General features: G+C 62.3%; 16 protein-coding genes. 13 read left to right on the plus strand and 3 right to left on the minus strand.

The window, feature by feature from the left end:
- Positions 1–17: 17 nt before the first annotated feature.
- Together BPHYT_RS22475 and BPHYT_RS22480 are read left to right on the plus strand one after the other, a co-directional pair.
- The gene (locus BPHYT_RS22475; protein WP_012426416.1) at positions 18–4859 is read left to right on the plus strand and encodes an NAD-glutamate dehydrogenase; all 4842 of its coding nucleotides are present in this window, start codon (positions 18–20) and stop codon (positions 4857–4859) included.
- A 197-nt stretch (positions 4860–5056) separates the two neighbouring features.
- Positions 5057–5962: a cation diffusion facilitator family transporter gene (locus BPHYT_RS22480; protein WP_012426417.1), complete on the plus strand. Its 906-nt coding sequence runs from the start codon at positions 5057–5059 to the stop codon at positions 5960–5962.
- A 16-nt stretch (positions 5963–5978) separates the two neighbouring features.
- Here BPHYT_RS22480 and BPHYT_RS22485 read toward each other — a convergent pair whose 3' ends face one another.
- On the minus strand, positions 5979–6959 hold the full coding sequence (locus BPHYT_RS22485) for an aldo/keto reductase (protein ID WP_012426418.1): 981 nt from the start codon (positions 6957–6959) through the stop codon (positions 5979–5981).
- A 233-nt stretch (positions 6960–7192) separates the two neighbouring features.
- Between BPHYT_RS22485 and BPHYT_RS22490 the strand changes: the two genes are divergently transcribed.
- Positions 7193–8266, plus strand: a complete 1074-nt coding sequence (locus tag BPHYT_RS22490) for a purine-nucleoside phosphorylase (protein WP_012426419.1) — start codon at positions 7193–7195, stop codon at positions 8264–8266.
- Positions 8267–8488: 222 nt separating this feature from the next.
- Here BPHYT_RS22490 and BPHYT_RS22495 read toward each other — a convergent pair whose 3' ends face one another.
- The gene (locus BPHYT_RS22495) at positions 8489–8797 is read right to left on the minus strand and encodes a DUF4148 domain-containing protein (RefSeq protein ID WP_012426420.1); all 309 of its coding nucleotides are present in this window, start codon (positions 8795–8797) and stop codon (positions 8489–8491) included.
- A 234-nt stretch (positions 8798–9031) separates the two neighbouring features.
- A complete protein-coding gene (locus BPHYT_RS22500) occupies positions 9032–10036 on the minus strand; it encodes a LysR family transcriptional regulator (protein WP_012426421.1) in 1005 nt (334 codons plus the stop codon).
- A gap of 183 nt (positions 10037–10219) precedes the next feature.
- Between BPHYT_RS22500 and BPHYT_RS22505 the strand changes: the two genes are divergently transcribed.
- The 10 genes from BPHYT_RS22505 (at position 10220) to BPHYT_RS22550 (ending at position 24489) form a co-directional block, all read left to right on the plus strand.
- Entirely contained in the window at positions 10220–11083 is an 864-nt protein-coding gene (locus BPHYT_RS22505) for an alpha/beta hydrolase (RefSeq protein WP_041759521.1), read from the plus strand.
- Between the two features lie 34 nt (positions 11084–11117).
- Positions 11118–12392 carry an efflux RND transporter periplasmic adaptor subunit gene (locus BPHYT_RS22510; protein ID WP_012426423.1) on the plus strand — a complete coding sequence of 425 codons (1275 nt, stop codon included), beginning with the start codon at positions 11118–11120 and terminating at the stop codon, positions 12390–12392.
- Positions 12393–12448: 56 nt separating this feature from the next.
- Positions 12449–15634 carry an efflux RND transporter permease subunit gene (locus tag BPHYT_RS22515; RefSeq protein ID WP_012426424.1) on the plus strand — a complete coding sequence of 1062 codons (3186 nt, stop codon included), beginning with the start codon at positions 12449–12451 and terminating at the stop codon, positions 15632–15634.
- Between the two features lie 13 nt (positions 15635–15647).
- Entirely contained in the window at positions 15648–17249 is a 1602-nt protein-coding gene (locus BPHYT_RS22520; protein ID WP_012426425.1) for an efflux transporter outer membrane subunit, read from the plus strand.
- 375 nt (positions 17250–17624) lie between these two features.
- Positions 17625–18464: a MetQ/NlpA family ABC transporter substrate-binding protein gene (locus BPHYT_RS22525; RefSeq protein ID WP_012426426.1), complete on the plus strand. Its 840-nt coding sequence runs from the start codon at positions 17625–17627 to the stop codon at positions 18462–18464.
- A gap of 43 nt (positions 18465–18507) precedes the next feature.
- On the plus strand, positions 18508–19914 hold the full coding sequence (locus BPHYT_RS22530; protein ID WP_012426427.1) for an LLM class flavin-dependent oxidoreductase: 1407 nt from the start codon (positions 18508–18510) through the stop codon (positions 19912–19914).
- Between the two features lie 18 nt (positions 19915–19932).
- Entirely contained in the window at positions 19933–21093 is a 1161-nt protein-coding gene (locus tag BPHYT_RS22535; RefSeq protein WP_012426428.1) for a methionine ABC transporter ATP-binding protein, read from the plus strand.
- Complete coding sequence (locus BPHYT_RS22540; protein WP_012426429.1) at positions 21086–21742, plus strand: methionine ABC transporter permease; 657 nt, start codon at positions 21086–21088, stop codon at positions 21740–21742. Before BPHYT_RS22535 ends, BPHYT_RS22540 begins: the two co-directional genes overlap by 8 nt.
- 155 nt (positions 21743–21897) lie before the next feature.
- Positions 21898–23100: an acyl-CoA dehydrogenase family protein gene (locus tag BPHYT_RS22545; protein ID WP_012426430.1), complete on the plus strand. Its 1203-nt coding sequence runs from the start codon at positions 21898–21900 to the stop codon at positions 23098–23100.
- 60 nt (positions 23101–23160) lie between these two features.
- Positions 23161–24489: an Nramp family divalent metal transporter gene (locus tag BPHYT_RS22550; RefSeq protein ID WP_012426431.1), complete on the plus strand. Its 1329-nt coding sequence runs from the start codon at positions 23161–23163 to the stop codon at positions 24487–24489.
- Positions 24490–24600: the final 111 nt, after the last annotated feature.

A 24600-nucleotide genomic window follows, 5' to 3' on the forward strand; every position in this document is an offset into this window, starting at 1 on the left:
AGCCGGGGGAGTTGATCATGCAGGCAAAGAACGAAGAAGCCGTCACGCACTTGCTGAACGATGTCGTCGAATTCGCGCGCGGGCGACTACCCGAGCCAACCTTCAAGGTCGTCGAACCTTTTCTGCGGCACTACTACGATTTCGTCGACTCCGACGACCTGCAAAGCCGCTCGATTGCGGACCTGTACGGTGCGGCGCTCGCACATTGGCAAACGGCGCAACGCTTCACGCCCGGCGCCGAACGGCTGCGCGTCTATAACCCGATTCTCGAACAACATGGCTGGCACTCCGATCACACGGTGATCGAAATCGTCAACGACGACATGCCGTTTCTCGTCGATTCGGTTTCGATGGCGGTCAACCGTCAAGGCCTCGCGCTGCATTCGGTCGTACATCCCGTGTTTCGCATCTGGCGCGCGCCCGACGGCAGCATCGCGCGAGTGAGCCAGGGCGCCGAAGAAGCCACCGACTCGCGCTCACACCTGACCTCGTTCATCCATTTCGAAGTGGACCGTTGCGGCGATGCGGCAAAACTCGACGCGCTGCGTGACGAAATCGCCAAGGTGTTGCGCGACGTGCGGGCGGCCGTCGAAGACTGGCCGAAGATCGTCGAACTCGCGCGCGTCACGATCAAAGGCATGAAAGCCGGCGAGGGCGGACCGGAAGGTCTGGAAGCCCGCGCGTTTCTCGAATGGATGGTGGCCGATCATTTCACCTTTCTCGGCCAGCGCGATTACGAACTGGTGCAACATGACATCGGTTACGGTCTGCGCGCGGTGCCGGGTTCGGGTCTCGGCATTCTGCGCGATGCCTTGCGGCCCGCCGGCGCCGCCGAGATCACGCCCTTGCCGCCGGCCGCGGCCGAGATCATTTCGGGGTCGTCGCCGATCTTTCTGACCAAGGCCAATTCGCGGGCCACCGTGCACAGACCGGGTTATCTGGACTACGTCGGCATCAAGCTGACGGGCGCGGACGGCAAGGTGACCGGCGAGCGGCGTTTCATCGGTCTCTATACGTCCACGGCGTATTTCGTGTCGGCCGCGGAGATTCCGATCGTGCGGCGCAAATGCGCGAATATCGTGAGACGAGCCGGTTTCCTGCCGAAAGGTCATCTGGCGAAATCGCTGGTCACGGTGCTCGAAACCTATCCACGCGATGAGCTGTTTCAGGCCGAAGAGAATCAGCTCTACGATATCGCGCTAGGCGTGCTGCGTCTGCAGGAGCATCAGCGTACCCGGCTGTTCATACGGCGCGACCGTTTCGACCGGTTCGTGTCGTGCCTCGTGTTCGTGCCGCGCGACAAGTACAACACCGATCTGCGTCAACGCATTGCCAACTTGCTGGTCGACGCATTCAACGGCGAGAGTGTCGAGTTCACGCCGCTGCTGTCGGAGTCGACGCTGGCGCGCATTCACTTCGTCGTGCATGCGAAGCCGGGCGGCATGCCCAACGTCGATACGCGCGAGCTGGAAGCGCGGCTCGTGCAGGTCGCACGCCGCTGGCAAGACGATCTCGCCGATGCCTTGCTCGACGCCTTCGGCGAAGAGCAGGGCAACCGTCTGCTGCAACACTACGGCGATTCGTTTCCCGCGGGCTATCGCGACGACTATCCTGCCCGCACGGCGGTGCGCGATATCGAACTGATCGAACACGTGCAAGGCAGCGAACGGCTCGCGATGAATCTGTACCGCCCGATCGAATCGGGCCCGCGCGCGTTTCGCTTCAAGGTGTATCGCGCGGGTTTGCCGATCGCCTTGTCGCGCAGTTTGCCGATGCTCGAACATCTCGGCGTGCGTGTCGATGAAGAGCGGCCCTATCTGATCGAGGCGCTGGGCGCGACGCCCGCATGGATTCACGACTTCGGCCTTGAACTCGCGGACGACGCCGAGTTCGACATCGAACGCGTGAAAGATCTCTTCGAAGAAGCCTTCGAAAAGGTGTGGACCGGCGCGATCGAAAGCGACGACTTCAATCGCCTCGTGTTGCGCGCGCAATTGAATGCGCGCGAGGTGACGATCCTGCGCGCGTACGCCAAGTATTTGCGGCAGGTGGGTTCGACTTTCAGCGACGCGTACATCGAGCGAGCGGTGACCGGCAATCCGGCGATCGCGCGCATGCTGGTCGAATTGTTCATCGCCCGCTTCAACCCGGTATTGGGCGAGACGCGCGAGGCGCGCGTCGACGGTTGGCTCCATACGATCGACAGCGCGCTCGACCAGGTGCCGAATCTGGACGAAGACCGCATACTGCGCCAATTTCTCGGCGTCATCAAAGCGACCAAGCGCACGAACTACTATCGCTTCGATGCCGACGGACATCCAAAGCCGTATCTCTCCTTCAAGTTCGATCCCGCGCAAGTGCCTGGCTTGCCCGAGCCGAAACCGATGTTCGAAATTTGGGTGTACTCGCCACGTGTGGAAGGCGTACATTTGCGCGGCGGCCGCGTGGCGCGCGGCGGCCTGCGCTGGTCGGACCGGCGCGAGGACTTCCGCACGGAAGTGCTCGGCCTGATGAAGGCGCAGATGGTGAAGAACGTGGTGATCGTGCCGGTCGGTTCGAAAGGCGGCTTCGTCGTGAAGAATCCGCCGCCGCAAACCGAGCGCGACGCGTGGATGCGCGAAGGCATTGCGTGTTATCAGACCTTCCTGCGCGGCCTGCTCGACGTGACCGACAATCTCGCCGGCACGACCATTGTGCCGCCGCCCGACGTGGTACGCCACGATCCCGACGATCCCTATCTGGTGGTCGCCGCGGACAAAGGCACGGCCACGTTCTCCGACTACGCGAACGCGATCTCGCAGGAATATGGCTTCTGGCTCGACGATGCGTTTGCCTCGGGCGGCTCGGTCGGTTACGACCACAAGAAAATGGCCATCACCGCGCGCGGCGCGTGGGAGTCGGTCAAGCGGCACTTCCGCGAAATGGGTGTGGATACGCAGACCATGGACTTCACGGTGGTGGGCGTGGGCGATATGTCGGGCGATGTGTTCGGCAACGGCATGCTGCTGTCGCCGCATATCAAGCTCGTGGCCGCGTTCGATCATCGGCATATTTTTCTCGATCCGAATCCCGATCCGGCGGTCAGTCTTGCCGAGCGCGGACGTCTGTTCATCCTCGACCGATCGAGCTGGGCCGACTACGACCCCTCGCTGATTTCGGCGGGCGGCGGCGTGTTTCCGCGCAGCGCCAAGACGATTCCGCTCTCGCCGGCGGTGCAGTCGGTGCTCGGCATCAGCGCGCCGGCGCTCGCGCCCGCTGAATTGATGCGCGCGATTCTGCAGGCGCCCGTCGATCTGCTTTACAACGGCGGTATCGGCACGTATGTGAAGGCGAGCCGCGAATCGCATCTGCAAGTCGGCGATCGTGCCAACGATGCTATCCGTGTCAACGGTTCCGATCTGCAGTGCAAGGTCGTGGCCGAAGGCGGCAACCTCGGTCTCACGCAACTCGGGCGCATCGAGTTCGCGCAGCGCGGCGGCCGGATCAATACCGATGCGATCGACAACTCCGCGGGCGTGGACTGCTCGGACCACGAGGTCAACATCAAGATTCTGCTCGGCCTGGTCGTCTCCGACGGCGAAATGACGGAGAAGCAACGCAACGCGCTGCTCGCCGAAATGACCGACGAAGTCGGCTTGCTCGTGCTGCAAGACAATTACTACCAGACGCAGGCGCTGTCGATTGCGGGCCGCTACGGCGTCGAATTGCTCGATGCGGAAGCGCGCCTGATGCGCTATCTCGAACGCGCGGGGCGGCTGAATCGCGTGATCGAGTTTTTGCCGACCGATGAAGAAGTCGCCGAACGGCAGGCCGCCAAACAAGGGCTCACCACGCCGGAACGCGCGGTGCTGCTTGCCTACAGCAAGATGTGGCTGTACGACGCGCTGCTCGAATCGCCGATGCCGGAAGATCCGCTCGTCAGCGACATGCTGGTCGAGTATTTCCCGAAGCCGTTGCGGCAGCGCTTCAGCGAACCGATGCAACGCCACCCGCTGCGCCGGGAAATTCTCGCGACGCATCTGACTAACGCGTTAGTGAATCGCGTGGGTTGCGAGTTCGTGCATCGGCTGATGGAAGAAACCGATGCGCAACCTGGTGAGATCGTGCGGGCCATCATCATGGCGCGCGACGTGTTCGATCTCGACGACGTCTGGCGCAGCATCGACGCGCTCGACAACCGCGTCGCCGACGACATCCAGGCGCGCATGTTCGTCGAAGTCGCGCGGCTCGTCGAGCGTTCAGCGCTGTGGTTCCTGCGGCAATTGCAGTCGGGCGCGGTCAGCGACCGCGACGTTGCCGGCCTGCTCGCGCGTTGCCGCGATGCGGCGCAGCGCCTCGCGCCGCAATGGCCCGCGCTGTTGCCGGGCGCCGATCTCGAAGCGCTCTCCGAGCGCCAGCGCGTGTTCGCGGATGCCGGTGTGGATAGCGAACTGGCGGTGCGGATCGCGGGCGGCGAGATCTCGGCCGCGTTGCTCGATATCGCCGAAGTGGCATCGACCAGCGGCCGCAGTCTCGAACTGGTGGCGGGCGTCTATTTCGCGCTCGGCACGCTGCTCAATTCCAGCTGGATCAGCGAGCGCGCGGCCGCGTTGCCGGTACCCACGCACTGGGACATGCTGGCGCGCGCCACGGCGGTGGCCGACATCGCGCGGCTCAAACGCGCGTTGACGACGAGCGCATTGGCCGACGCCGACGATGCCTCCACGCCCGAGGCGCTGGTCGAGGCATGGCGTGAAAAGCGCACCGTGCAACTGGAACGCTACGCGCACCTGTTGGCCGATCTGCGGGCCACCGGCGGCGCGAGCCTGTCGATGCTGCTCGTGATCGTGCGTGAAATGGCGGCGCTCGAAAGGGCATAACAAGGCTTGAGGCGAAGGAAGGCGAAGGAAGGCGAAGGAAGGCGAACGAGGCAGAGCGCAAACGGAGCGCAAACGGAGCGCAAGCGGAGCACGTTGCAAACAACACCCGGGTTGGACGCATGCCGCCCGGCATGCCCATAATACGGGCTGTTGCCCATCGAAAGCTCTTTGCAAACTCACGGACGCCTTCCCCGACGATGAAAGAAGAATCGCCGAAAGCCATTTTCTATGCGCTCGCCGCCAACCTCGGCATTGCCATCTGCAAGTTCGCGGCCGCCGCGTTCACCGGTTCCGGCTCGATGTTCGCCGAGGCCATTCACTCCACTGCTGATTGCGGAAATCAATTGCTGCTGCTGTTCGGTCTGCGTGAAGCGCGCAAGCCGGCGAGCCCGTTGCATCCCATGGGCGGCGGGCGAGAGATCAACTTCTATTCGCTTCTGGTCGCGCTTCTGCTGTTCTTTGTCGGCGGTGCGTTCTCTGTGTATGAGGGCGTGCATCGTCTGTTCGTGCGCGAGCCGTTGCAGTACGCCTATGTGGCGCTGGCGGTGCTCGGCGTGTCCGTGGTGCTGGAGGCGCTTTCCTTGTGGGGCGCCGTCAAGGAAATCCGCAAGACGCATCCCGACAAAAGCATGTGGCGCTGGTTTCGGGAGACGCGTGAATCCGAACTCCTCGTGGTAGCGGGCGAGGATATCGCCGCGCTGGCGGGCCTGGCGATGGCCTTCGCGGCCGTGCTGCTCACCATGATGACCGGCAATCCTGTCTACGACGCATTGGGTTCCATCGGCGTCGGCGTGTTGCTGATGGTGATCGCGTGGCTGGTGGCGCGTGAAGTGAAATCGATGATCGTCGGCGAATCGGCGAGCCCCGAAGTGCGGCGCGCTATCGAGGCGCATCTGCGCGGGCGCACCGAGATTCGCAGCATCATCAATATGATTACGCTGCAATGGGGGCGTCATGTGGTGGTGGCGGTGCAGGCGGAAATGATCGACTACGCGAGCGGCCGCGCGATGGTCGATGCGATCAACGTGATCGAAGCGGACTTGCAGGCCACGTTCCCGCAAGTCCGCTGGGTGTTCTTCGAACCGGAGGTGCCGCGCGTTTGAGCGGCACGTCTACTCTTTACTTGAAGCCCGTCACCGCGTGCGGCACGTACAACTCCTCGAGCTGACGGATTTCGTCCGCGCTTAAGCTCAGCGAAAGCGCGGCCACCGCATCGTCGAGATGATGCAGCTTGGTCGCGCCGACGATCGGCGCGGTGATCGGCTTCTTCTGCAATACCCACGCGAGCGCCACTTGCGCGCGCGGCACGCCGCGCTCTTTGGCAATCTGGCTGACCCGTTCAACGACTCGCCGATCCGCGTCTTCGGTCTGGGCGTACAGCGTTTGGCCGAATTCGTCGGTCTCGGAGCGTGCGCTCTCGGTGTTCCAGTCGCGCGTCAGGCGGCCGCGCGCGAGCGGGCTCCACGGAATCACGCCGATACCTTCGCTCTCGCAGAGCGGCAGCATTTCGCGCTCTTCCTCGCGATATAGCAGATTCACGTAGTTCTGCATCGTCACGAAGCGCGTCCAGCCGTTCTTCTCTGCCACATGCAACGCCTTGGCGAACTGCCACGCATACATGGACGATGCGCCGATGTAGCGCGCCTTGCCGGCTTTTACGACATCGTGCAGCGCTTCCATGGTTTCTTCGATCGGCGTGCCGTAGTCCCAGCGGTGGATCTGGTACAGGTCCACGTAGTCCGTACCGAGGCGCCGCAAGCTGTGATCGATCTCCGACATGATCGCCTTGCGCGACAGGCCGGCCCCGTTCGGGCCCGGATGCATGCGGCTATTCACCTTGGTAGCCAGCACGATCTCATCGCGCTTCGCAAAGTCCTTCAGCGCGCGGCCGACGATTTCCTCGCTCGTGCCGTCGGAATAGACGTTGGCGGTGTCGAAGAAATTGATGCCGTGATCGAGCGCCTGCTTGATGAAGGGGCGCGCCGCTTCATCGTCCAGCGACCACGGATGCGTGCCGCGAGACGGCACGCCGTAGCTCATGCAACCGAGACAAAGACGCGATACATCGAGGCCGGTGCGGCCGAGTTTCACATAATCCATCGTGGTGCTCCTGTTATGAAGTGCACAAAGCCGGTGCGCTGCGGACTATCGATTATAAGAAAACGCTGAAGAACGCGTACGGAGCCGAGTTGCATGCTTTTTCCAGCAGGGCCCGTCAACGCTGACCGGGAGCACATCGCGTAGTGGAAAATAATTTCTTCGCACCTATACTTCTTTCGGCCTGAAAGCAGCACTCTCTCCCAACCTGCATCAAAAGCAAAAGGAAGATCACGATGCTGACTCGCTCACTCGGCGCCGTCTGCGCCATTACCCTCGCGGCATGCGCGGCCTTTTCGTCCGGGCCGGCCAGTGCGGACGACAACGACGGTTTCTCGCGCGGCGACGGCGGCTCGCACGGGCAGCCCGTCAAGGTGATGATCATTTCGATGTTCGGGCCGGAAGGCCAGGTGTGGCTCGATAACCTCGGCCCGTGGCGCGAAATTACAGTGGACGGCTTGTCGCCCGATTACCCGACGGTCCATTGCAACAAGCAGGATGTATGCGTGATGACCACCGGCATGGGACACACCAACGCTGCTGCGTCGATCATGGCGCTGACGTTCTCGCCGCGCTTCGATTTGCGGCACACGTACTTCATGGTTGCCGGCATTGCCGGGATCGATCCACAGCAGGGCACGGTGGGCTCCGCCGCGTGGGCGAAATATCTGGTCGACTTCGGGATTCAATGGGAGATCGACGGGCGTGAGATTCCGCCCAACTGGAATACCGGCTACCTCGGCATCAATACGACGAGTCCGTCGGACAAGCCGCCGCTCGACTATCGCACTGAAGTGTTCCAGTTGAACAAGCGGCTCGCGAATACGGCGTTCGCGTTATCTCGCCACGTGACGCTGTCCGATAACGCGCAGGCTCAGGCCGCGCGGGCCAAGTACTCATATCCGCCGGCGAACCTTCCGCCGACCGTCATTCAATGCGATACGCTCGCGGGCGACACCTGGTGGTCGGGCACGCTGCTTGGGCAGCGTGCCCGCGACTGGACCAAAATCCTGACCGATGGAAAAGGTGTCTACTGCACGACGCAGCAAGAGGACAACGCCACCTACGAGGCGCTCAAGCGCGCGGCTTCAGTACACAAGGTGGATTTGGATCGCGTTGCCGTGTTGCGGGCGGGCTCCGATTTCGACCGGCCCTATGACGGGCAGACGAGTGCGGACAACCTGCTGAACTATGCCGCGCAAGGCGGCTTTACGATCGCCATCCAGAACCTGTTCCTGTCGGGCAATCCGCTCGTGCAGGATATCTCCACGCATTGGGGCGAGTGGCGTGACGGCGTGCCGAGGCGCTAGGTCTGTGCGCATGTGACTGTGCCCGCGGACCAGATCCGCGGGCACTCGCTGCTACTTTCGACATTTAGTGTTGCGGCGCGCGGTACGGCGTCCACACGGGGGTATCGGTATCCCAATGGTCGAGTTCCGAGGGTGTCATGATGAGCTCCTTTTTGAAGAGTGCATGAATGGCGCCGCAATGAATATTTCTTTTGGAAACCGAATCATTGCGGCAAGCTGGTTTTACTGTCCGTTGGCCACACGCGTAACGTCGCCGCTCGTGCCTTCCTGCCGCGCGATGCGTTCAGCCTGGGTTTGACCGATCAGGCCTTTGTTCGGATACGTCGTGCGATTCAGCGCGGGCAACGAGCCGTCGCGATACGCTGCGACCAGTTCGGCCTTCACTTCTTCACGCGACTTCGCGGTCGTGGTCGGCGCGGGTTGCGTGTTGTACGAGCCGGCGCGGCCAATGCCGCCGCTGCTGCTTTGTGCAAACACCGGGGCGCTCACGAGCAGCGAAAGAGCCAGACCTGCTAAGAGATTGCGTTTCATGATTCACTCCTGTCGATTCGTTTGCAGCACGAGCGGCGCTGCGACAGGGTGAAATGTAGACTTCGAGGCGGTGCGGATAAACCGCACTTTCGCGAAATGAATTGTCGCGATTCCAGAACAATCGTTTCAATGCTGAGTGAAACGCCTTGCCGGCGTTGTAGCAAAAGAAAACCGCGGCATTAGAGCCGCGGTTGGAATTCACTGTTCCAGATTCTGTACTTCAATTCACGCGTCTTATGCGACCCATTCAGTTATCACGGGCGTATCGAGCATTGGAGCAGACTCGCGTTCTTCGAAAGTGCGTTTCGTGCACGTTGCGTCCAGACTGCCACGTCCACTCAATAACGGACAACGGTCGAACAGCTCCGCGATCCAGTCTACGAAAACGCGGACTTTAGGCGACAGATGCCGACTGTGCGGATAGACTGCCGAAATTGGCATCGGCAAAGGCTTCAGTTCTGGCAGTACTTCGACCAGTTGGCCCGACCGCAGATGCGGCAGCACCATGAAGAGCGCAGGCTGAATCAGGCCGAAGCCTTCCAATCCGCAAGTCACGTAGGCGTCCGCGTCGTTCACCGAGACGATGCTCTTCATTTTCACTTCGATTTCTTTGCCATCAACCAGGAAGGCCCAATCGAGCGTGCGACCCGTGCGGCTCGAGAAGTAATTGACTGCTTTGTGATTCTCCAGGTCTTCGAGCGACGTCGGCATGCCCGCGCGCTCGATGTAGTCGGGGGCCGCGCAGGTCACGCCCTCGAACAAACCGATCCGGCGCGCCACCAGCGAGGAATCCTGTAGCGCGCCGACCCGCACCACGCAATCCACGCCTTCCTGCAGCAGGTCAACCGGCCGGTCCGTCAGGCCGAGTTGCAGGTCGATGTCCGGATAGCGCGTGTGGAATTCACACAGCGAAGGAATCACCAGCAAGCGGCCGATCGACCCCGGCATGTCGATGCGCAGCTTGCCGTGCGGCTTTTTATTGCCGCTTTGAAAACTGGCCTCGGTCTCTTCGACGTCCGCGAGAATGCGCACGCAGCGCTCGTAGTACGCCGCGCCGTCGGGCGTGAGCGACAAACGGCGCGTGGTCCGATGCATCAGACGCGTACCGAGGAACGCTTCGAGGTTCTGAATAATCGTGGTAACCGATGCGCGCGGCAGGTCGAGCGTTTCCGCCGCGCGGGTAAAGCTGTTGGTGTCGACGACACGAGTGAACACTTGCATGGCCTGAAGCCGGTCCATTGCAGACCTCCAATAGGGGCTGGCGCACTGAGCAGGAATGGACTCCACCGCGAATCCGCAGACAATCGCATTCGATTGTTCAGGGGCGCCGAATTGTGTTGCCGGATTATAGGCATTTATTTACGAGTCTGCCGAACCCACAATTCGCACCATTGAAGTTCTATGCGCATTGCGCGGCTCGACATGGAAGCATTTAAACCGCCGTACTCCTTTGTGCCTACCGGCAGCAGCCCGGCAGAGGCCGACAGCACGGCACTCGAAGTCTCTGACGTGCAGATCGAAGGGCACGCGCAGGACATCACGTTGCGTCTGTATAGACAGGAAAAGAAAACCTCACTGCCGGTACTGCTTTATTTCCACGGTGGTGGATTCACGAAGGGCTCGATCGACCAGGCCGACTACGCCTCGCGTTATTTCGCAGAACACTTACCGGCGCTGGTCGTGTCGGTCGGTTATTCGCTGGCGCCGCAGTTTCCGTTTCCGGCCGCGCCTGAAGACGCGCATCGTGCGGCGCTGTGGGTGCAGACACGAGCGCGCGCGTTTGGCGGGAACAGCAAGAAGGTCGGCGTGGCCGGCCACGACGCGGGCGGGCAATTGGCCAATTGCCTCGCGTTTATCGCGCGGGATCGCGGCGACGTGCGAATTTCCGCGCAGGCGCTGTTCGGGCCGATGCTCGATCCGAGTCTGACGCGCCTTGGCGACGAAAAGCGCCTCGGCTCGGACATCACGGCAAAAGAGTGCGCGGCGTGTTATCGCGCATATCTGCCGCAAGCGTCGCAGCGTATGCATCCGTACGCCGCGCCGCTCGAATCGTCGCGCCTCGCGGGCCTGCCGGCCACGCTGATCGCGACGGCGCAAAACGACGTGCTGCATGTGGAAGCGGAGAAGTACGCCAGCAGCCTGATCGACGCCGGTGTGCTGACCCAGGTGGTCCGCTATCCGAGCGTGTCGCATGCCGCGCTGGCCGATCATCCGCCCGCCCTGCAGGAAGCAGTGCGATTTTTTCAGTGGCGCTTCGATGCACGCGCATCGCTGAAACAGAAATAAGCAGAACTTTAATCAACGATCTCGGGAGCTTCACATGACTATCCTTCCTCTTTCCCGTCGCCGTGTGGCGATTGCCGCACTTGCCGTCATTGTCGTGGCCGGGCTGGGCACGTTCGGCGCGATTCGCGTGGACGCGAGCTCGCCCGCCGCGCCGACCATCGTGCCGGAAGTCGATGTGGCCACGGTGGTGCAAAAAACCATCACCGATTGGCAGAGCTACTCGGGCCGCCTCGAAGCCGTCGAGAAAGTGGACGTGCGTTCGCAGGTGCCGGGCACCATCGTGTCCGTCAACTTCAAGGACGGCGCGCTCGTGAAGAAAGGCGACACGCTGTTCGTGATCGACCCGCGTCCGTATGCGGCCGAGGTGGATCGCGCCGAGGCGCAACTGGCCGCAGCACAGGCGCGCACGGGCTACACGCAAAGCGATTGGGAGCGCGCGCAACGCCTGATCGCCGACAACGCGATCGCCAAACGCGACTACGACGAGAAGCAGAACGCCGCGCGTGAGGCGAGCGCCAACCTGAAGGCCGCGCAAGCCGCGCTCGAAACCGCCCGCATCAATCTCGGCTACACGAAGATTGTCGCGCCGGTTTCGGGCCGCGTGTCGCGCGCGGAAATCACCGTGGGCAACGTCATCTCGGCGGGCGCGACGGCTGCGCCGCTGACCACGCTGGTGTCGGTTTCGCCGATCTACGCATCGTTCGACGCGGACGAACAAACGTATCTGCAATATCTGAGCCGCGCGAAAGATGGCAGCAAGGTGCCGGTGGAACTCGGTCTCGCGGACGAAACCGGCTACTCGCGCAGCGGCGTGATCGAGTCGGTGGACAACCGGCTCGACACGTCGTCGGGCACGATCCGCGTGCGCGCGCGTTTCGATAACCAGGACGGTGCACTGATTCCAGGTCTGTATGCACGCGTGAAAGTGGGCGGCAGCGAGCCGCATCCGGCGCTGTTGATCGACGACGCAGCAGTGGGCACCGATCAGGACAAGAAGTTCGTGCTGGTGGTCGATCAGAACAATCACGTTGCGTATCGCTCGATCGACGTGGGCGGCATGCAAGGCAATCTGCGTGTGGTGAAGGGCGGCTTGAAAGCCACCGACCGGATCGTCGTGAACGGCATACAGCGCGTGCGTCCGGGTGACGCGGTGCGCGCGCACATGGTGCCGATGACCACGGATGGCGATCCGAATAGCGCACCGCTCGCACAAAAGCAGACGCCCGCACAGCCGCAATCGCAGGCCCAATCGCAGGCACAAACGCAGGCACAAACGCAGACGCGCACCAAAGCGGACAAGAATTCGTGAGCCTCGCGCGCCGCGGTCTGACTGCGCGGCGCTTGCTCCAACGTTAAGAGCTTCCCATGAACATATCCAAATTCTTCATCGATCGACCGATCTTTGCCGGCGTGCTGTCGGTACTGATCCTGCTGGCGGGCATTATTTCGCTCTTCAAGCTGCCGATCTCGGAGTATCCGGAAGTCGTGCCGCCTTCGGTGGTGGTGCACGCGCAGTATCCGGGTGCGAATCCGAAGGTGATCGCCGAAGCGGTCGCTTCGCCGCTCGAAGAGCAGATCAACGGCGTCGAGAACATGCTGTACATGCAGTCGCAAGCGAATAGCGACGGCAATCTCACGCTCACGGTGACCTTCAAGCTTGGCACCAATCCGGACCTCGCGACGCAGCTCGTGCAGAACCGCGTCAATCAGGCGCTGCCGCGTCTGCCGGAAGACGTGCAACGCCTCGGCGTCACCACGATCAAGAGTTCGCCCACGCTGACCATGGTGGTGCATTTGATCTCGCCGAACAATCGCTACGACATGACGTATCTGCGCAACTACGCGCTGCTGAACGTCAAGGACCGGCTCGCGCGGATTCAGGGCGTCGGCGAAGTGCAGTTGTGGGGTTCGGGTGACTACGCGATGCGCGTCTGGCTCGATCCGCAGAAAGTGTCGCAACGCGGCCTGACGGCGACCGAGGTGGTCAACGCGATCCGTGAGCAGAACATTCAGGTGGCGGCCGGTGTGATCGGCGCATCGCCTTCGGTGCCGGGCACGCAACTGCAGTTGTCGGTGAATGCGCGTGGCCGTCTGAGGACTGAGGGCGAATTCGGCGACATCATCGTCAAGACCACGCCGGACGGCGGTGTGACTTACCTGAAAGATATTGCGCGGATCGAACTCGCGGCGTCGGAGTACGGATTGCGTTCGCTGCTCGACAACAAACCGGCGGTGGCGCTCGCCATCAACCAGGCGCCGGGTGCGAACTCGCTCGCGATTTCCGATCAGGTGCGTACCGCGATGAAGGAACTCGCGGAAGACATGCCGGCGGGCGTCGAATACAAGATCGTCTACGACCCGACGCAGTTCGTGCGCTCGAGTATCGAGGCGGTCGTACATACGCTGCTTGAAGCGATCGCGCTGGTGGTGATCGTCGTGATCGTGTTCCTGCAGACGTGGCGTGCTTCGATCATTCCGCTGATCGCGGTGCCGGTGTCGATTGTCGGGACGTTCTCGTTGCTGCTTGCGTTCGGCTTCTCGATCAACGCGTTGTCGCTGTTCGGCATGGTGCTCGCCATCGGGATCGTGGTGGACGATGCGATCGTGGTGGTGGAGAACGTCGAGCGGAACATCGAAAACGGGCTGAGTGCGCGCGACGCGACCTACAAGGCCATGCAGGAAGTGAGCGGGCCGATTATCGCTATCGCGCTGACGCTCGTCGCCGTGTTCGTACCGCTCGCGTTCATGACCGGTTTGACGGGCCAGTTCTACAAGCAGTTCGCGATGACCATCGCGATCTCGACGGTGATCTCGGCGTTCAACTCGCTGACCCTGTCGCCGGCGTTGTCCGCGATGCTGCTGCGCAGCCATGGCGCGAAGGAAGACTTCCTGACGCGTGTGATGAATCGCGTGCTGGGTGGTTTTTTCAGGCGTTTCAACAAGGTCTTTCATCGCGGTTCGACGGAGTATGGCCGCGGCGTGACCGGCGTGCTGCGCCGTAAGGGCGCGATGCTGGCGGTCTACGCGATTCTGCTGGGCGCGACCGTGCTGATCTCGCGCGTGGTGCCGGGCGGCTTCGTGCCGGCGCAGGACAAGGAATACCTGATCGCCTTTGCGCAGTTGCCGAACGGTGCGTCGCTGGATCGCACGGAGAAGGTGATTCGCGACATGAGCTCGATTGCGCTGAAGCAGCCGGGCGTGGAGAGCGCGGTGGCGTTCCCGGGTCTGTCGGTGAACGGCTTCACGAATAGCTCCAGCGCGGGCATCGTGTTTGTCACGCTCAAGCCCTTCAAGGATCGCGGCAACAAGAAGCTGTCGGCCGGTGCGATTGCCGGTGCGCTGAATCAGCAATACGGTGCGATCAAGGATTCGTTCGTCGCGGTGTTCCCGCCGCCACCCGTGCTCGGTCTCGGTACGCTCGGCGGCTTCAAGATGCAGTTGGAAGATCACGGCGCGCTCGGTTACGCGGAGTTGAACAAGGCCGCGGAGGCGTTCGTGAAGAAGGCCGCGCAGACGCCTGAACTCGGCCCGACCTTCTCGAGCTATCAGATCAACGTGCCGCAATTGAACGTGGACCTCGACCGTGTGAAGGCCAAGCAGCTCGGCGTGCCGGTCACGGACGTGTTCAACACGATGCAGATCTATCTCGGCTCGCTGTATGTGAACGACTTCAACCGCTTTGGCCGTGTGTATCAAGTGCGGGTGCAGGCGGACGCGCCGTTCCGTCAACGCGCCGACGACATCCTGCAACTGAAGACGCGCAATGCCGCGGGCGACATGGTGCCGTTGTCGTCGCTCGTGACGGTAACGCCGACGTTCGGTCCGGAAATGGTGGTGCGTTACAACGGCTATACGGCTGCCGACATCAACGGTGGGCCTGCGCCGGGCTTCTCGTCGGGTCAGGCGCAAGCCGCGGCCGAACGCGTGGCGGCGGAAGTTTTGCCGCACGGTGTGAAGCTCGAATGGACCGACTTGACGTATCAGCAGATTCTGGCCGGCAATGCGGGCTTGTGGGTGTTCCCGATCAGCGTGCTGCTCGTGTTCCTCGTACTCGCCGCACTGTATGAAAGCCTGACGCTGCCACTCGCTGTGATTCTGATCGTGCCGATGAGCGTGCTGTCCGCGCTGACCGGCGTGTGGCTCACGGGTGGCGACAACAACATCTTTACGCAGATCGGTTTGATGGTGCTGGTGGGCTTGTCGGCGAAGAACGCGATTCTGATTGTCGAGTTCGCTCGCGAACTGGAGCATGACGGGCATACGCCGCTGTCGGCGGCGATCGAGGCGAGCCGTTTGCGTCTGCGGCCAATTTTGATGACGTCGATCGCGTTCATCATGGGCGTGGTGCCGCTGGTGCTATCGAGCGGAGCCGGTTCGGAGATGCGTCATGCGATGGGTATCGCGGTGTTCTTCGGCATGCTCGGCGTCACGCTGTTCGGTCTGATGCTGACCCCTGTGTTCTATGTGGTGCTGCGGACGCTGGCGGGCGGAACGATTCACGTCGCGCAGAAAGATTCGCCGCACTATGGCGCGCCGGTGACGGACGCTTGAGGAGAAAACAATAATGAAACGCTTTGAATCTTTGAGCGGGTGGGGCCGGGCGGCTGCCAGCGGTTTGCTGGTCGCGTTGCTCGCCGCCTGCTCGTTGGAGCCCACGTACAAGCGGCCGGACGTGGATGCGCCGGCTGCGTTCAAGGAAGCGCCGGCGGCGTCGGCTACGGCGGGTGCCTCTGCGCCCTCGGCTGCGTCGGGTGTGTCGGCGCAGGACAACGGTACGTGGAAACAGGCCCAGCCCGCTGACGACGCGCATCGCGGCGAATGGTGGACGATTTTCGGCGACCCGCAACTCAATGCACTCGAGGAGCAGGCTTCGGCTGCGAATCAGGACCTGAAGGCGGCCGCGGCGCGCGTGCAGCAGGCGCGTGCAGTGACGCAGGCCGCGAAGTCGGACTGGTTCCCGAAGCTCGATGCGGGCTTCGGCCCGACGCGCGAGCGTGCTTCTGCGGCGTCGCAATTTCAGCCCGACAGCGTGGGCGGCACCAACGGCACCATCTGGCGTGCGCAAACTACCGCGTCGTACGAAGCGGATCTGTTCGGGCGGGTCGGCTCGAACGTGAACGCGTCGCGTTCGGACGAACAGCAAAGCGAAGCGCTGTTCCGTTCGGTGCAATTGTCCTTGCAGGCAGACGTCGCGCAGAACTACTTCCAGTTGCGCGAGCTCGATACGGATCAGGACTTGTACCGTCGTACGGTGGCATTGCGTGAGGACACGCTGAAGCTGGTCGAACGGCGCTTCAAGGAAGGCGACATCGGCGAGCTGGATGTATCGCGAGCCCGCAACGAACTGGCGAGTGCGCGTGCGGACGCCGTGGGCGTGGCGCGTCAACGCGCGGCGTCGGAACATAGCCTCGCGATTCTGCTCGGCAAACCGCCGGCGGATTTCTCGTTCGCGGAAGCGCCGCTGGTTCCGGTCACGGTGCGCGTGCCGCCTGGCTTGCCTTCCGATTTGCTGGAACGCCGGCCGGATATTTCGGCGGCTGAGCGCGCGATGCAGGCAGCGAATGCGCGTGTCGGCCTCGCGAAGTCGGCGTTCTTCCCGAAACTCGATATCACCGGCGGCGCCGGCTTCGAATCGGCGACGCTTGGCGATCTGTTCAAGTGGTCGAGCCGTGCGTTCATTCTCGGGCCGTTTGCCGGCACGGCACTGACGCTGCCGTTGTTCGACGGCGGCCGGCGCAAGGCGAATCTTGCGCAAGCCCGTTCGAAGTATGACGAGGACGTGGCGCAGTATCGTCAGCAGGTGCTGGTGGCGTTCCGTGAGGTGGAGGACAACCTGTCCGATTTGCGTTTGCTCGACGATCAAATGCGCGAGCAGAACGATGCGGTTCAGGCTTCGCAACGGGCTGCGCATCTGTCGCGCACGCAGTACACGGAGGGTGCGGTCAGCTACCTGGACGTGATCGACGGCGAGCGGCAGGTGCTGACTTCGCAACTGCAGGCGAGCCATCTGTCGGGCACGCAGGCGGTGGCGACCGTCAATCTGATTCGCGCGTTGGGCGGTGGCTGGGGTGATGTGAAAGCGGCGGATACGGCGGTGGGTGCGGTTGCGCCGGCATCCGCGCCGGTGACGGCCGCCGCTGCCGTGCAACAGGTGGCGAAGCAGTAATTCGTCGAATCACGGACGAGTGGCAGACGCCGGGTCGCGCGAAAGCGCGGCCCGGTTTTTTTTGCCCAAATCATTTTTCCCGCTTTCCTTCCAAAAATCCCTTCGTAGACCGCCGCTTTGTCGCCCACTATGATGAGTCGCACCTCATCTGGAGAGAGGCGATGACCTGTCCGACCTTCCGCTGTCCGCGCTGACCGCATTGCGCGTCCTGTCGCTGCCACGCGCGGTTTAAGCCGCACGTAGCGGACTTTCCGTTGCCCGACCTATCCGGCAAGCTGATTGCGTCTTGGAGCTAATCCCTTTGTAGACGCCTCAAAGCACACCATCGGATCGGCTCGCTTGAATCAAACCACGCCCGAAACTGACGAGTTCACCATGCGCATTTTTCTGTCCACCGTGCAGCGCTTTTTCCACACGCCGGCTGTCTCGCTCATCAGCGCGTTCGGTCTCGCGCTCGTGTTGCAGGCCACGCCCGCTTCAGCGGCCGACTCGCCCACGCTGAAAATCGGCACCGCAACCAGCCCGCAAATCGAAGCGCTCAAAATCGCCGCGCGCGAAGCGAAAGAGCAGGGCCTCGACGTGAAGATCATCGAGTTCACGGACTGGAATACGCCGAACGCGGCGCTCGCCAACAAGGACATCGATGTCAACTACTTCCAGCATATTCCGTTTCTCGAGAATGCGAAGAAGCAGGGCGGCTATAACTTCGTCGCAATCGCGCCGGGCACGATCATGAAGATCGGTCTGTATTCGAAGAAGATCAAACGCTTCGACGAATTGAAAGACGGCGCGACGGTCGCGATCGCCAACGACCCGGTCAACGGCGGACGCGGCCTGCTATTGCTGCAGCGCGCCGGCCTCATCAAGCTGAAGCCGGGCATCGACTATCGCGCGACGACGCTCGACATCATCGACAACCCGAAGCATCTGAAGATCGTGCAGCTGGAAGCATCGCAACTGGCGCGTTCGCTCGACGACGTCGATCTCGCACAGGGTTACCCGAGTTTCATCAAGCTCGCCGGCACCACCGATCCGAATAGCGCGCTGCTGTTCGATGGCCTGGAAAACAAAAACTACGCGATTCAATGGGTCGTGCGTCCGGAAAGCGCGAACGATCCGCGTATCCGCAAGTTCATTGCGATCTATCAGCATTCGCCGGCAGTGCGCGCCGCGCTCGACAAAGCCTTCGGCAATCTCTACGCCGTCGCGTGGTAAGCCGCGCGCTGAGCCGAAACTGCAAAGCCCAAGGAGCCGCACGATGGCAAAGAAAAAGATCTTGCTGAACGCGTTCAACATGAATGCGGTCGGCCACATCAATCACGGATTGTGGACGCACCCACGCGACCGTTCGGCGCATTACACCGACCTCGACTATTGGACGAGCCTTGCGCAAACGCTGGAGCGCGGCAAGTTCGACGGGATCTTTCTCGCGGATATCGTCGGCGTGTACGACGTTTATCAAGGTGGACCGGAAACGCCGCTGCGGGAATCGGTGCAGATTCCAATCAACGATCCATCGCTGATCGTGCCCGCGATGGCGCACGTGACCAAACACATCGGCTTTGGCGTCACGTCGAATCTGACTTATGAACCGCCGTATCTGTTCGCGCGCCGTATGTCGACGCTCGATCATTTGACCAAAGGCCGGGTGGGCTGGAACATCGTGACGGGCTATCTGGACAGCGCGGCGCGCGGCATGGGCCTCGCGCAGCAGATCAGCCACGACGACCGCTACGACCGCGCCGACGATTACATGGACGTGGTCTACAAGCTGTGGGAGCAGAGCTGGGAAGACGACGCGGTGGTGCGCGACCGCGCGGCGCGCATCTTCTCGCATCCGGACAAGGTGCATCGCGTGAAGCACGACGGTCCGTACTATTCGATCGATGCGATTCATCTCAGCGAGCCGTCGCCGCAACGCACACCGGTCTTGTACCAGGCGGGGTCGTCCAGCCGCGGCGTCGATTTCGCGGCACGTCACGCGGAATGCGTGTTCGTCGGCGGCCAGAACAAGCAATTGACGCGCTCAATTGTCGACGACATCCGTGCGCGCGCGGTGAGCTTTGGCCGCGCGCCGGACGACATCAAGATCTTTGCGGGCATTACCGTGGTAGTCGGCGAAACCGAACGGCTCGCGCAGGAGAAATTCGAGGAATACCGCCGTTATGCGAGCGCCGAAGGAGGCATCGCGCATTTCTCCAGTTCGACCGGCATCGACTTCTCGCAATACGAATTGGACGAACCGATCTCCTACGTGAAGACCGAGTCGATGCAATCGGCCGTCGAGGCGATTTCGAAGAAGAGCGTGAGCGGTGTGTGGACCAAACGCAAAGTGCTCGAACAGATGACGCTCGGCGGCCGCGCGAAACCAGTGGTGGGATCGCCGCAGCAGATCGCGGATGAACTGGTGTCATGGATCGAGGAGGCGGGCGTCGACGGCTTCAATCTGACGCGCACGGTGATGCCGGAATCGTTCGAAGACTTTGTGAATCTGGTGGTGCCGGAATTGCAGAATCGCGGCATCTACAAGGAAGATTACGATCCCGCGCCGACGCTGCGCGAGAAGCTGTTCGGCGGTGGGCGTGCCCGGCTGCCGGACGTGCATGCGGGCGCGCAGCATCGCCGGCGCGTGCAAGCCGCCGCACCGGTCGCGGCGGATGCGTAGAAGAAGAGGAGCAAAACCATGGCCAATCTTTTCGACGTCCCGCAATTCATCGAAGACGCGCCGTCTCTCGCCGTCAATCCTGATTCGCATGCAACGGCGACGCAACCCGCCGTGATATTCGACAACGTCGGCAAAGTGTTCGCCGACGCCCGCGGCGTGTCGACCGCGGCGCTCGCCAACGTCACGTTGAACGTGGCGCGTGGTGAAGTGTTCGGCATTATCGGCCGCAGCGGAGCCGGCAAGTCGACGCTGTTGCGGCTCGTCAACGGTCTGGAAAAACCGAGTTCGGGCGCGGTGCGCGTGAATGGCGTGAGTGTCGGCGAACTCGACGAGCGCGGACTCGTGGCATTACGCCGGCGCATCGGCATGGTGTTTCAGCACTTCAATCTGCTTTCGGCGAAGACGGTGCGCGAGAACATTGCGTTGCCGCTGAAAATCGCCGGCGTGCCGAAAGCGGCGATCGATAAAAAAGTCGATGCGCTGCTGGAATTAGTGGGTCTGTCCGCCAAACGCGACGCGTATCCGGCGAGCTTGTCCGGCGGCCAGAAACAGCGCGTCGGCATTGCGCGCGCGCTGGTCACCGACCCGGACATTCTGCTTTGCGACGAGGCTACCTCCGCACTGGATCCGGAAACGACGCAAGCCATTCTCGCGCTGCTGCGCGATATCAATCAGCGTCTGAATCTGACCATCGTATTGATCACGCACGAAATGCAGGTGATTCGCGAGGTCTGCGATACGGTTGCGGTGATCGAGCGCGGCGAAGTAGTGGAGACCGGTGCCGTGTGGCGGGTGTTCGGCGATCCGCAACATGATGCGACGCGCGCGTTGTTGCGCACGTTGGTGCATGACTTGCCGATTGATCTCGCGAAACGGATCAAGCCGCTGAACGACATCGGGCAAGCGGACGCGCAGATTCTGCTGGACGTGCGTTTCACCGGCGTCGATGCGCGTGAGCCCGATCTCGGTGGCCTTGCGTCGGCGTTGAGTGTCGATGGCGGCCACGTGAGTTTCGTGCATGGCGGCATCGACCGGATTCAGGGGCATGCGCAAGGGCGCCTCGTAGTGTCGGCGCAAGTACGCGCGGACGATGGCAGCACGGTGCAGAAGCAGATCGCGGCGCTGCTCGACAGCGCGCGCCGCTATGCCAATCATGTTGAGGTATTGGGCTATGTCTGAGTTGTGGCTTTCCGAACTCGCCGATGCGATTCGCGACACCATTGTCATGGTCGGCGTGTCCGCATTCGTCGCGGCGCTAATCGGCATTCCTCTGGCGCTGGTGCTGGTCACGACGACACGCGGCGGCATCTTTGAAAAGCGCGCGGTGAACAGCACGCTCGGTGCGCTCGTCAACGCGTTCCGTTCCACGCCCTTCATCATTCTGCTGGTTGCGTTGCTGCCGCTCACGCGTTTGCTGATCGGCACGACGATCGGCGTATGGGCCGCGATCGTGCCGCTCAGTATCGCGGCGATTCCGTTTTTCGCGCGTGTGGCCGAAGTGAGCCTGCGTGAAGTGGACCGCGGTTTGATCGAAGCCGCGCAGGCCATGGGCGCGCAGCGCCGCCACATCATCTGGCATGTGCTGTTGCCCGAGGCGCTGCCGGGCATTCTCGGCGGCTTCACGATTACCGTGGTGGCGATGATCGGTTCCTCGGCGATGGCAGGGGCGGTCGGCGCCGGCGGCCTTGGCGATCTGGCGATCCGTTACGGCTACCAGCGTTTCGACACGACGGTGATGGTGACGGTGATCGTGCTGCTAATCGCGATCGTCACGGCGGTGCAGTTCGTCGGCGACCGGTTCGTGCGGCGGCTTGCGCAGCGGGCGTGATTGTATTGACCGTGAGGCTGCTATTTGCATGAAGAATAGCGGCTCACATTTGCCGCGCCCGCATCACCGCCTATCATGCTAGCTACGGCATCGAGATCAGCCGTTGGCGCTCCGTCTGGCGCTGCTCGCCGAACAATTCTTCAAGTGGAAATTGCATGAACGATCCTCGTCATGCCGACGCGTTGCAAACGCCTCAGGCATTCGCTGAGTCTGAGGTGCGCGATCTCGCGGGTTTGCTCGACGCGCTGCGCGCCAGTGCCGCGCAGCGCGATATCGATGGCGGCCACGCCGCGCGGGAAAAACAATGGATCGCCGACGCGGGGCTGCTTACGCTCGCGGTGCCACGCGAATTCGGCGGCCTCGGCGCGCGCTGGCCCGACATCTACGAGACGATCCGCAAGATCGCGCAAGTGGACAGTGCGCTCGCGCATTTGCTGGGCTTCACCTGTCTGCAGGTGGTCAGCGTCAATGTATGGGGCAATCCGGAACAACGTGCCCGCTATCTGAGCGGCACCGTCGAAGGACGATGGTGGTGGGGCAACGCCGTCAATCCACTCGACACCCGGCTCGTTGCAAGCGCAACCGATGACGGCGGCTATCTGCTCGACGGCCAGAAGGGCTTCTGCTCCGGCACACGCGGCTCGCAGATGATGACGGTCTCCGCACACGATCCGCTCACCGGCAAACCGGTCTTCGGCGTCGTGCCGACGACGCGTGAAGGCATCACCGTTCACGACGACTGGAACCCGATCGGCCAGCGGCAGACCGATAGCGGCAGCGTGTCCTTCACACGGGTCAAGGTCGAACCCAATGAAGTGATGGTGCGGCCCGACACGCCGCATGCAAGTCTGCGCACGCTGATCTCGCAACAGGTGCTGACCAATCTGTTCGTAGGCATTGCCCAAGGCGCGCTCGACGAAGCGCGCGCCTACGTCACGCAGAACGGCAAGGCGTGGATCTATTCCGGCGTCGACAAGGCCACCGACGATCCCTACCTGATCCAGCGTTTCGGCGAAATGCGCTTGCAGGCGGTGAGCGCCGAAGCGCTGGCGACGCGTGCGGCCTGGCTGCTGGAAGATGCGTGGCAACAAGGGCCGGCGCTTACCGCGGAAACCCGCGCGCAGGTTGCGCTCGCCACGTCGGAGGCGAAGATCGTCGCGCATCGCGCCGCGCTCGACGTCAGCGAAAAATTGTTCGACGCCTGTGGCGCCCGCGCGACGCACGCGCCGCTCGCGCTCGACCGTTTCTGGCGCAATGCCCGCGTGCACACGCTGCATGATCCGCTCGACTATCGTGTGCGCGACGTCGGCCGATACGCGCTCACCGGCGCGTTGCCGGAAGTTTCTTTGTACACTTGAGGCGGTTCGCGGCAGCCGGTACGAGGCGCCGCGTTTTATCCCCTTCAAGAGATTTCCGGATTGCAGTTCAAACTACCGACCACCGCAACGGCGCCGTTTTGCCCATCCGAAGTGCAAGGCTCAGTGGCGGTCTCGCCGGGCGCGCCTTTCTGGAAGAAGATCCTGCAATTTGCGGGCCCCGGCCTGCTGATCTCGATCGGCTATATGGACCCGGGCAACTGGGCCACCGACATCGAAGCCGGATCGCGCTATGGCTACAGCCTGCTGTTCGTCGTCATGCTGTCGAGTCTTGCGGCGATGGCGTTGCAATGCCTGAGTATGCGCCTCGGCATCGCGACCGGACGCGATCTCGCCGCGTTGTCGAGAGATCGTTATTCGCCGCGTGTGGCGCGCTTTCAATGGCTGCTCGCGGAGCTTTCGATCGTGGCCTGCGATCTGGCCGAAGTGCTGGGCGGCGCGCTCGCCTTCCATCTGCTTTTCAAATGTTCGCTGACTACCGGCGTCCTGCTGACTGCGTTCGATACGCTGATCGTGCTCGGCCTGAAGGGCAAGAATTTCCGCGATCTCGAAGCAATCATGCTCGGCTTGATCGCGACCATCGGCGTGGGATACATCATCGAGCTCGCGCTGGTGCAGCCGCATTGGCCGTCGGTCGCGCAGGGGCTGATTCCGTCGTGGCAGGCTTTGAGCTCGCGCGAACCCATGTATCTGGCGATCGGCATTCTCGGCGCGACGGTCATGCCGCATAACCTCTATCTGCATTCGTCGATCGTGCAGACGCGCGCGGTGAAGCGCGACCCCGCCAGCATCCGCTCGGCGATCGGCATGTCGCGCATCGACACGATCGGCTCGCTGGTGTTCGCGCTATTGATCAACATGGCGATCCTGATCCTTGCCGCCGCGGCGTTTCATGCCACCGGCCACAATCAGGTCACCGAAATCGAAGACGCTTATAAGCTGCTCGCGCCGATCGTCGGCACCGGCTTCGCGGCGGTGTTGTTTGCGGTGACCCTGCTCGCCTCGGGACAAAGCTCGACCTTCACCGGCACCGTGGCGGGGCAGGTCATCATGGAAGGTTTCCTGAAGCTGAAGATTCCATGCTGGCAGCGGCGCTTCATCACTCGGGCGTTGGCCTTGATCCCCGCGCTGATCGGCGTGCAGATGATGGGCAACGGTGCGGTCGGCAAGTTGCTGGTCGCAAGCCAGGTCGTGCTGAGCCTGCAACTGCCGTTCGCGCTTTATCCGCTGATCCGCATGACCAGCGACCGTGCGTTGATGGGTGAATTCGCCAACACGCTGCTGACGCGGTTCGTTTCGTGGACGCTGTTCGTGGTGATCAGCGCGGCGAACCTGTGGCTGGTGGTGCAGACGGTGGGCATCGCCGGCTGATGTTGCTTCGCGCCGTTTGCCTTATGCAGGCGACGGCGCGATGAGACGAAAAAAAGTCCGCTCGGAGGCGGACTTTCCAATCAAGGCTTCGGTTCGAATCGGGCTGGACCT

Source organism: Paraburkholderia phytofirmans PsJN (genome assembly GCF_000020125.1).
GTDB lineage: Bacteria > Pseudomonadota > Gammaproteobacteria > Burkholderiales > Burkholderiaceae > Paraburkholderia > Paraburkholderia phytofirmans.

What these genes read in the sequence shown, in the direction of transcription:
- BPHYT_RS22475 (WP_012426416.1), top strand. Translation starts at nt 18, where the DNA reads ATGCAGGCAAAGAACGAAGAAGCCGTCACGCACTTGCTGAACGATGTC.
- BPHYT_RS22480 (WP_012426417.1), top strand. Translation starts at nt 5,057, where the DNA reads ATGAAAGAAGAATCGCCGAAAGCCATTTTCTATGCGCTCGCCGCCAAC.
- BPHYT_RS22485 (WP_012426418.1), bottom strand. Translation starts at nt 6,959, where the DNA reads ATGGATTATGTGAAACTCGGCCGCACCGGCCTCGATGTATCGCGTCTT.
- BPHYT_RS22490 (WP_012426419.1), top strand. Translation starts at nt 7,193, where the DNA reads ATGCTGACTCGCTCACTCGGCGCCGTCTGCGCCATTACCCTCGCGGCA.
- BPHYT_RS22495 (WP_012426420.1), bottom strand. Translation starts at nt 8,797, where the DNA reads ATGAAACGCAATCTCTTAGCAGGTCTGGCTCTTTCGCTGCTCGTGAGC.
- BPHYT_RS22500 (WP_012426421.1), bottom strand. Translation starts at nt 10,036, where the DNA reads ATGGACCGGCTTCAGGCCATGCAAGTGTTCACTCGTGTCGTCGACACC.
- BPHYT_RS22505 (WP_041759521.1), top strand. Translation starts at nt 10,220, where the DNA reads ATGGAAGCATTTAAACCGCCGTACTCCTTTGTGCCTACCGGCAGCAGC.
- BPHYT_RS22510 (WP_012426423.1), top strand. Translation starts at nt 11,118, where the DNA reads ATGACTATCCTTCCTCTTTCCCGTCGCCGTGTGGCGATTGCCGCACTT.
- BPHYT_RS22515 (WP_012426424.1), top strand. Translation starts at nt 12,449, where the DNA reads ATGAACATATCCAAATTCTTCATCGATCGACCGATCTTTGCCGGCGTG.
- BPHYT_RS22520 (WP_012426425.1), top strand. Translation starts at nt 15,648, where the DNA reads ATGAAACGCTTTGAATCTTTGAGCGGGTGGGGCCGGGCGGCTGCCAGC.
- BPHYT_RS22525 (WP_012426426.1), top strand. Translation starts at nt 17,625, where the DNA reads ATGCGCATTTTTCTGTCCACCGTGCAGCGCTTTTTCCACACGCCGGCT.
- BPHYT_RS22530 (WP_012426427.1), top strand. Translation starts at nt 18,508, where the DNA reads ATGGCAAAGAAAAAGATCTTGCTGAACGCGTTCAACATGAATGCGGTC.
- BPHYT_RS22535 (WP_012426428.1), top strand. Translation starts at nt 19,933, where the DNA reads ATGGCCAATCTTTTCGACGTCCCGCAATTCATCGAAGACGCGCCGTCT.
- BPHYT_RS22540 (WP_012426429.1), top strand. Translation starts at nt 21,086, where the DNA reads ATGTCTGAGTTGTGGCTTTCCGAACTCGCCGATGCGATTCGCGACACC.
- BPHYT_RS22545 (WP_012426430.1), top strand. Translation starts at nt 21,898, where the DNA reads ATGAACGATCCTCGTCATGCCGACGCGTTGCAAACGCCTCAGGCATTC.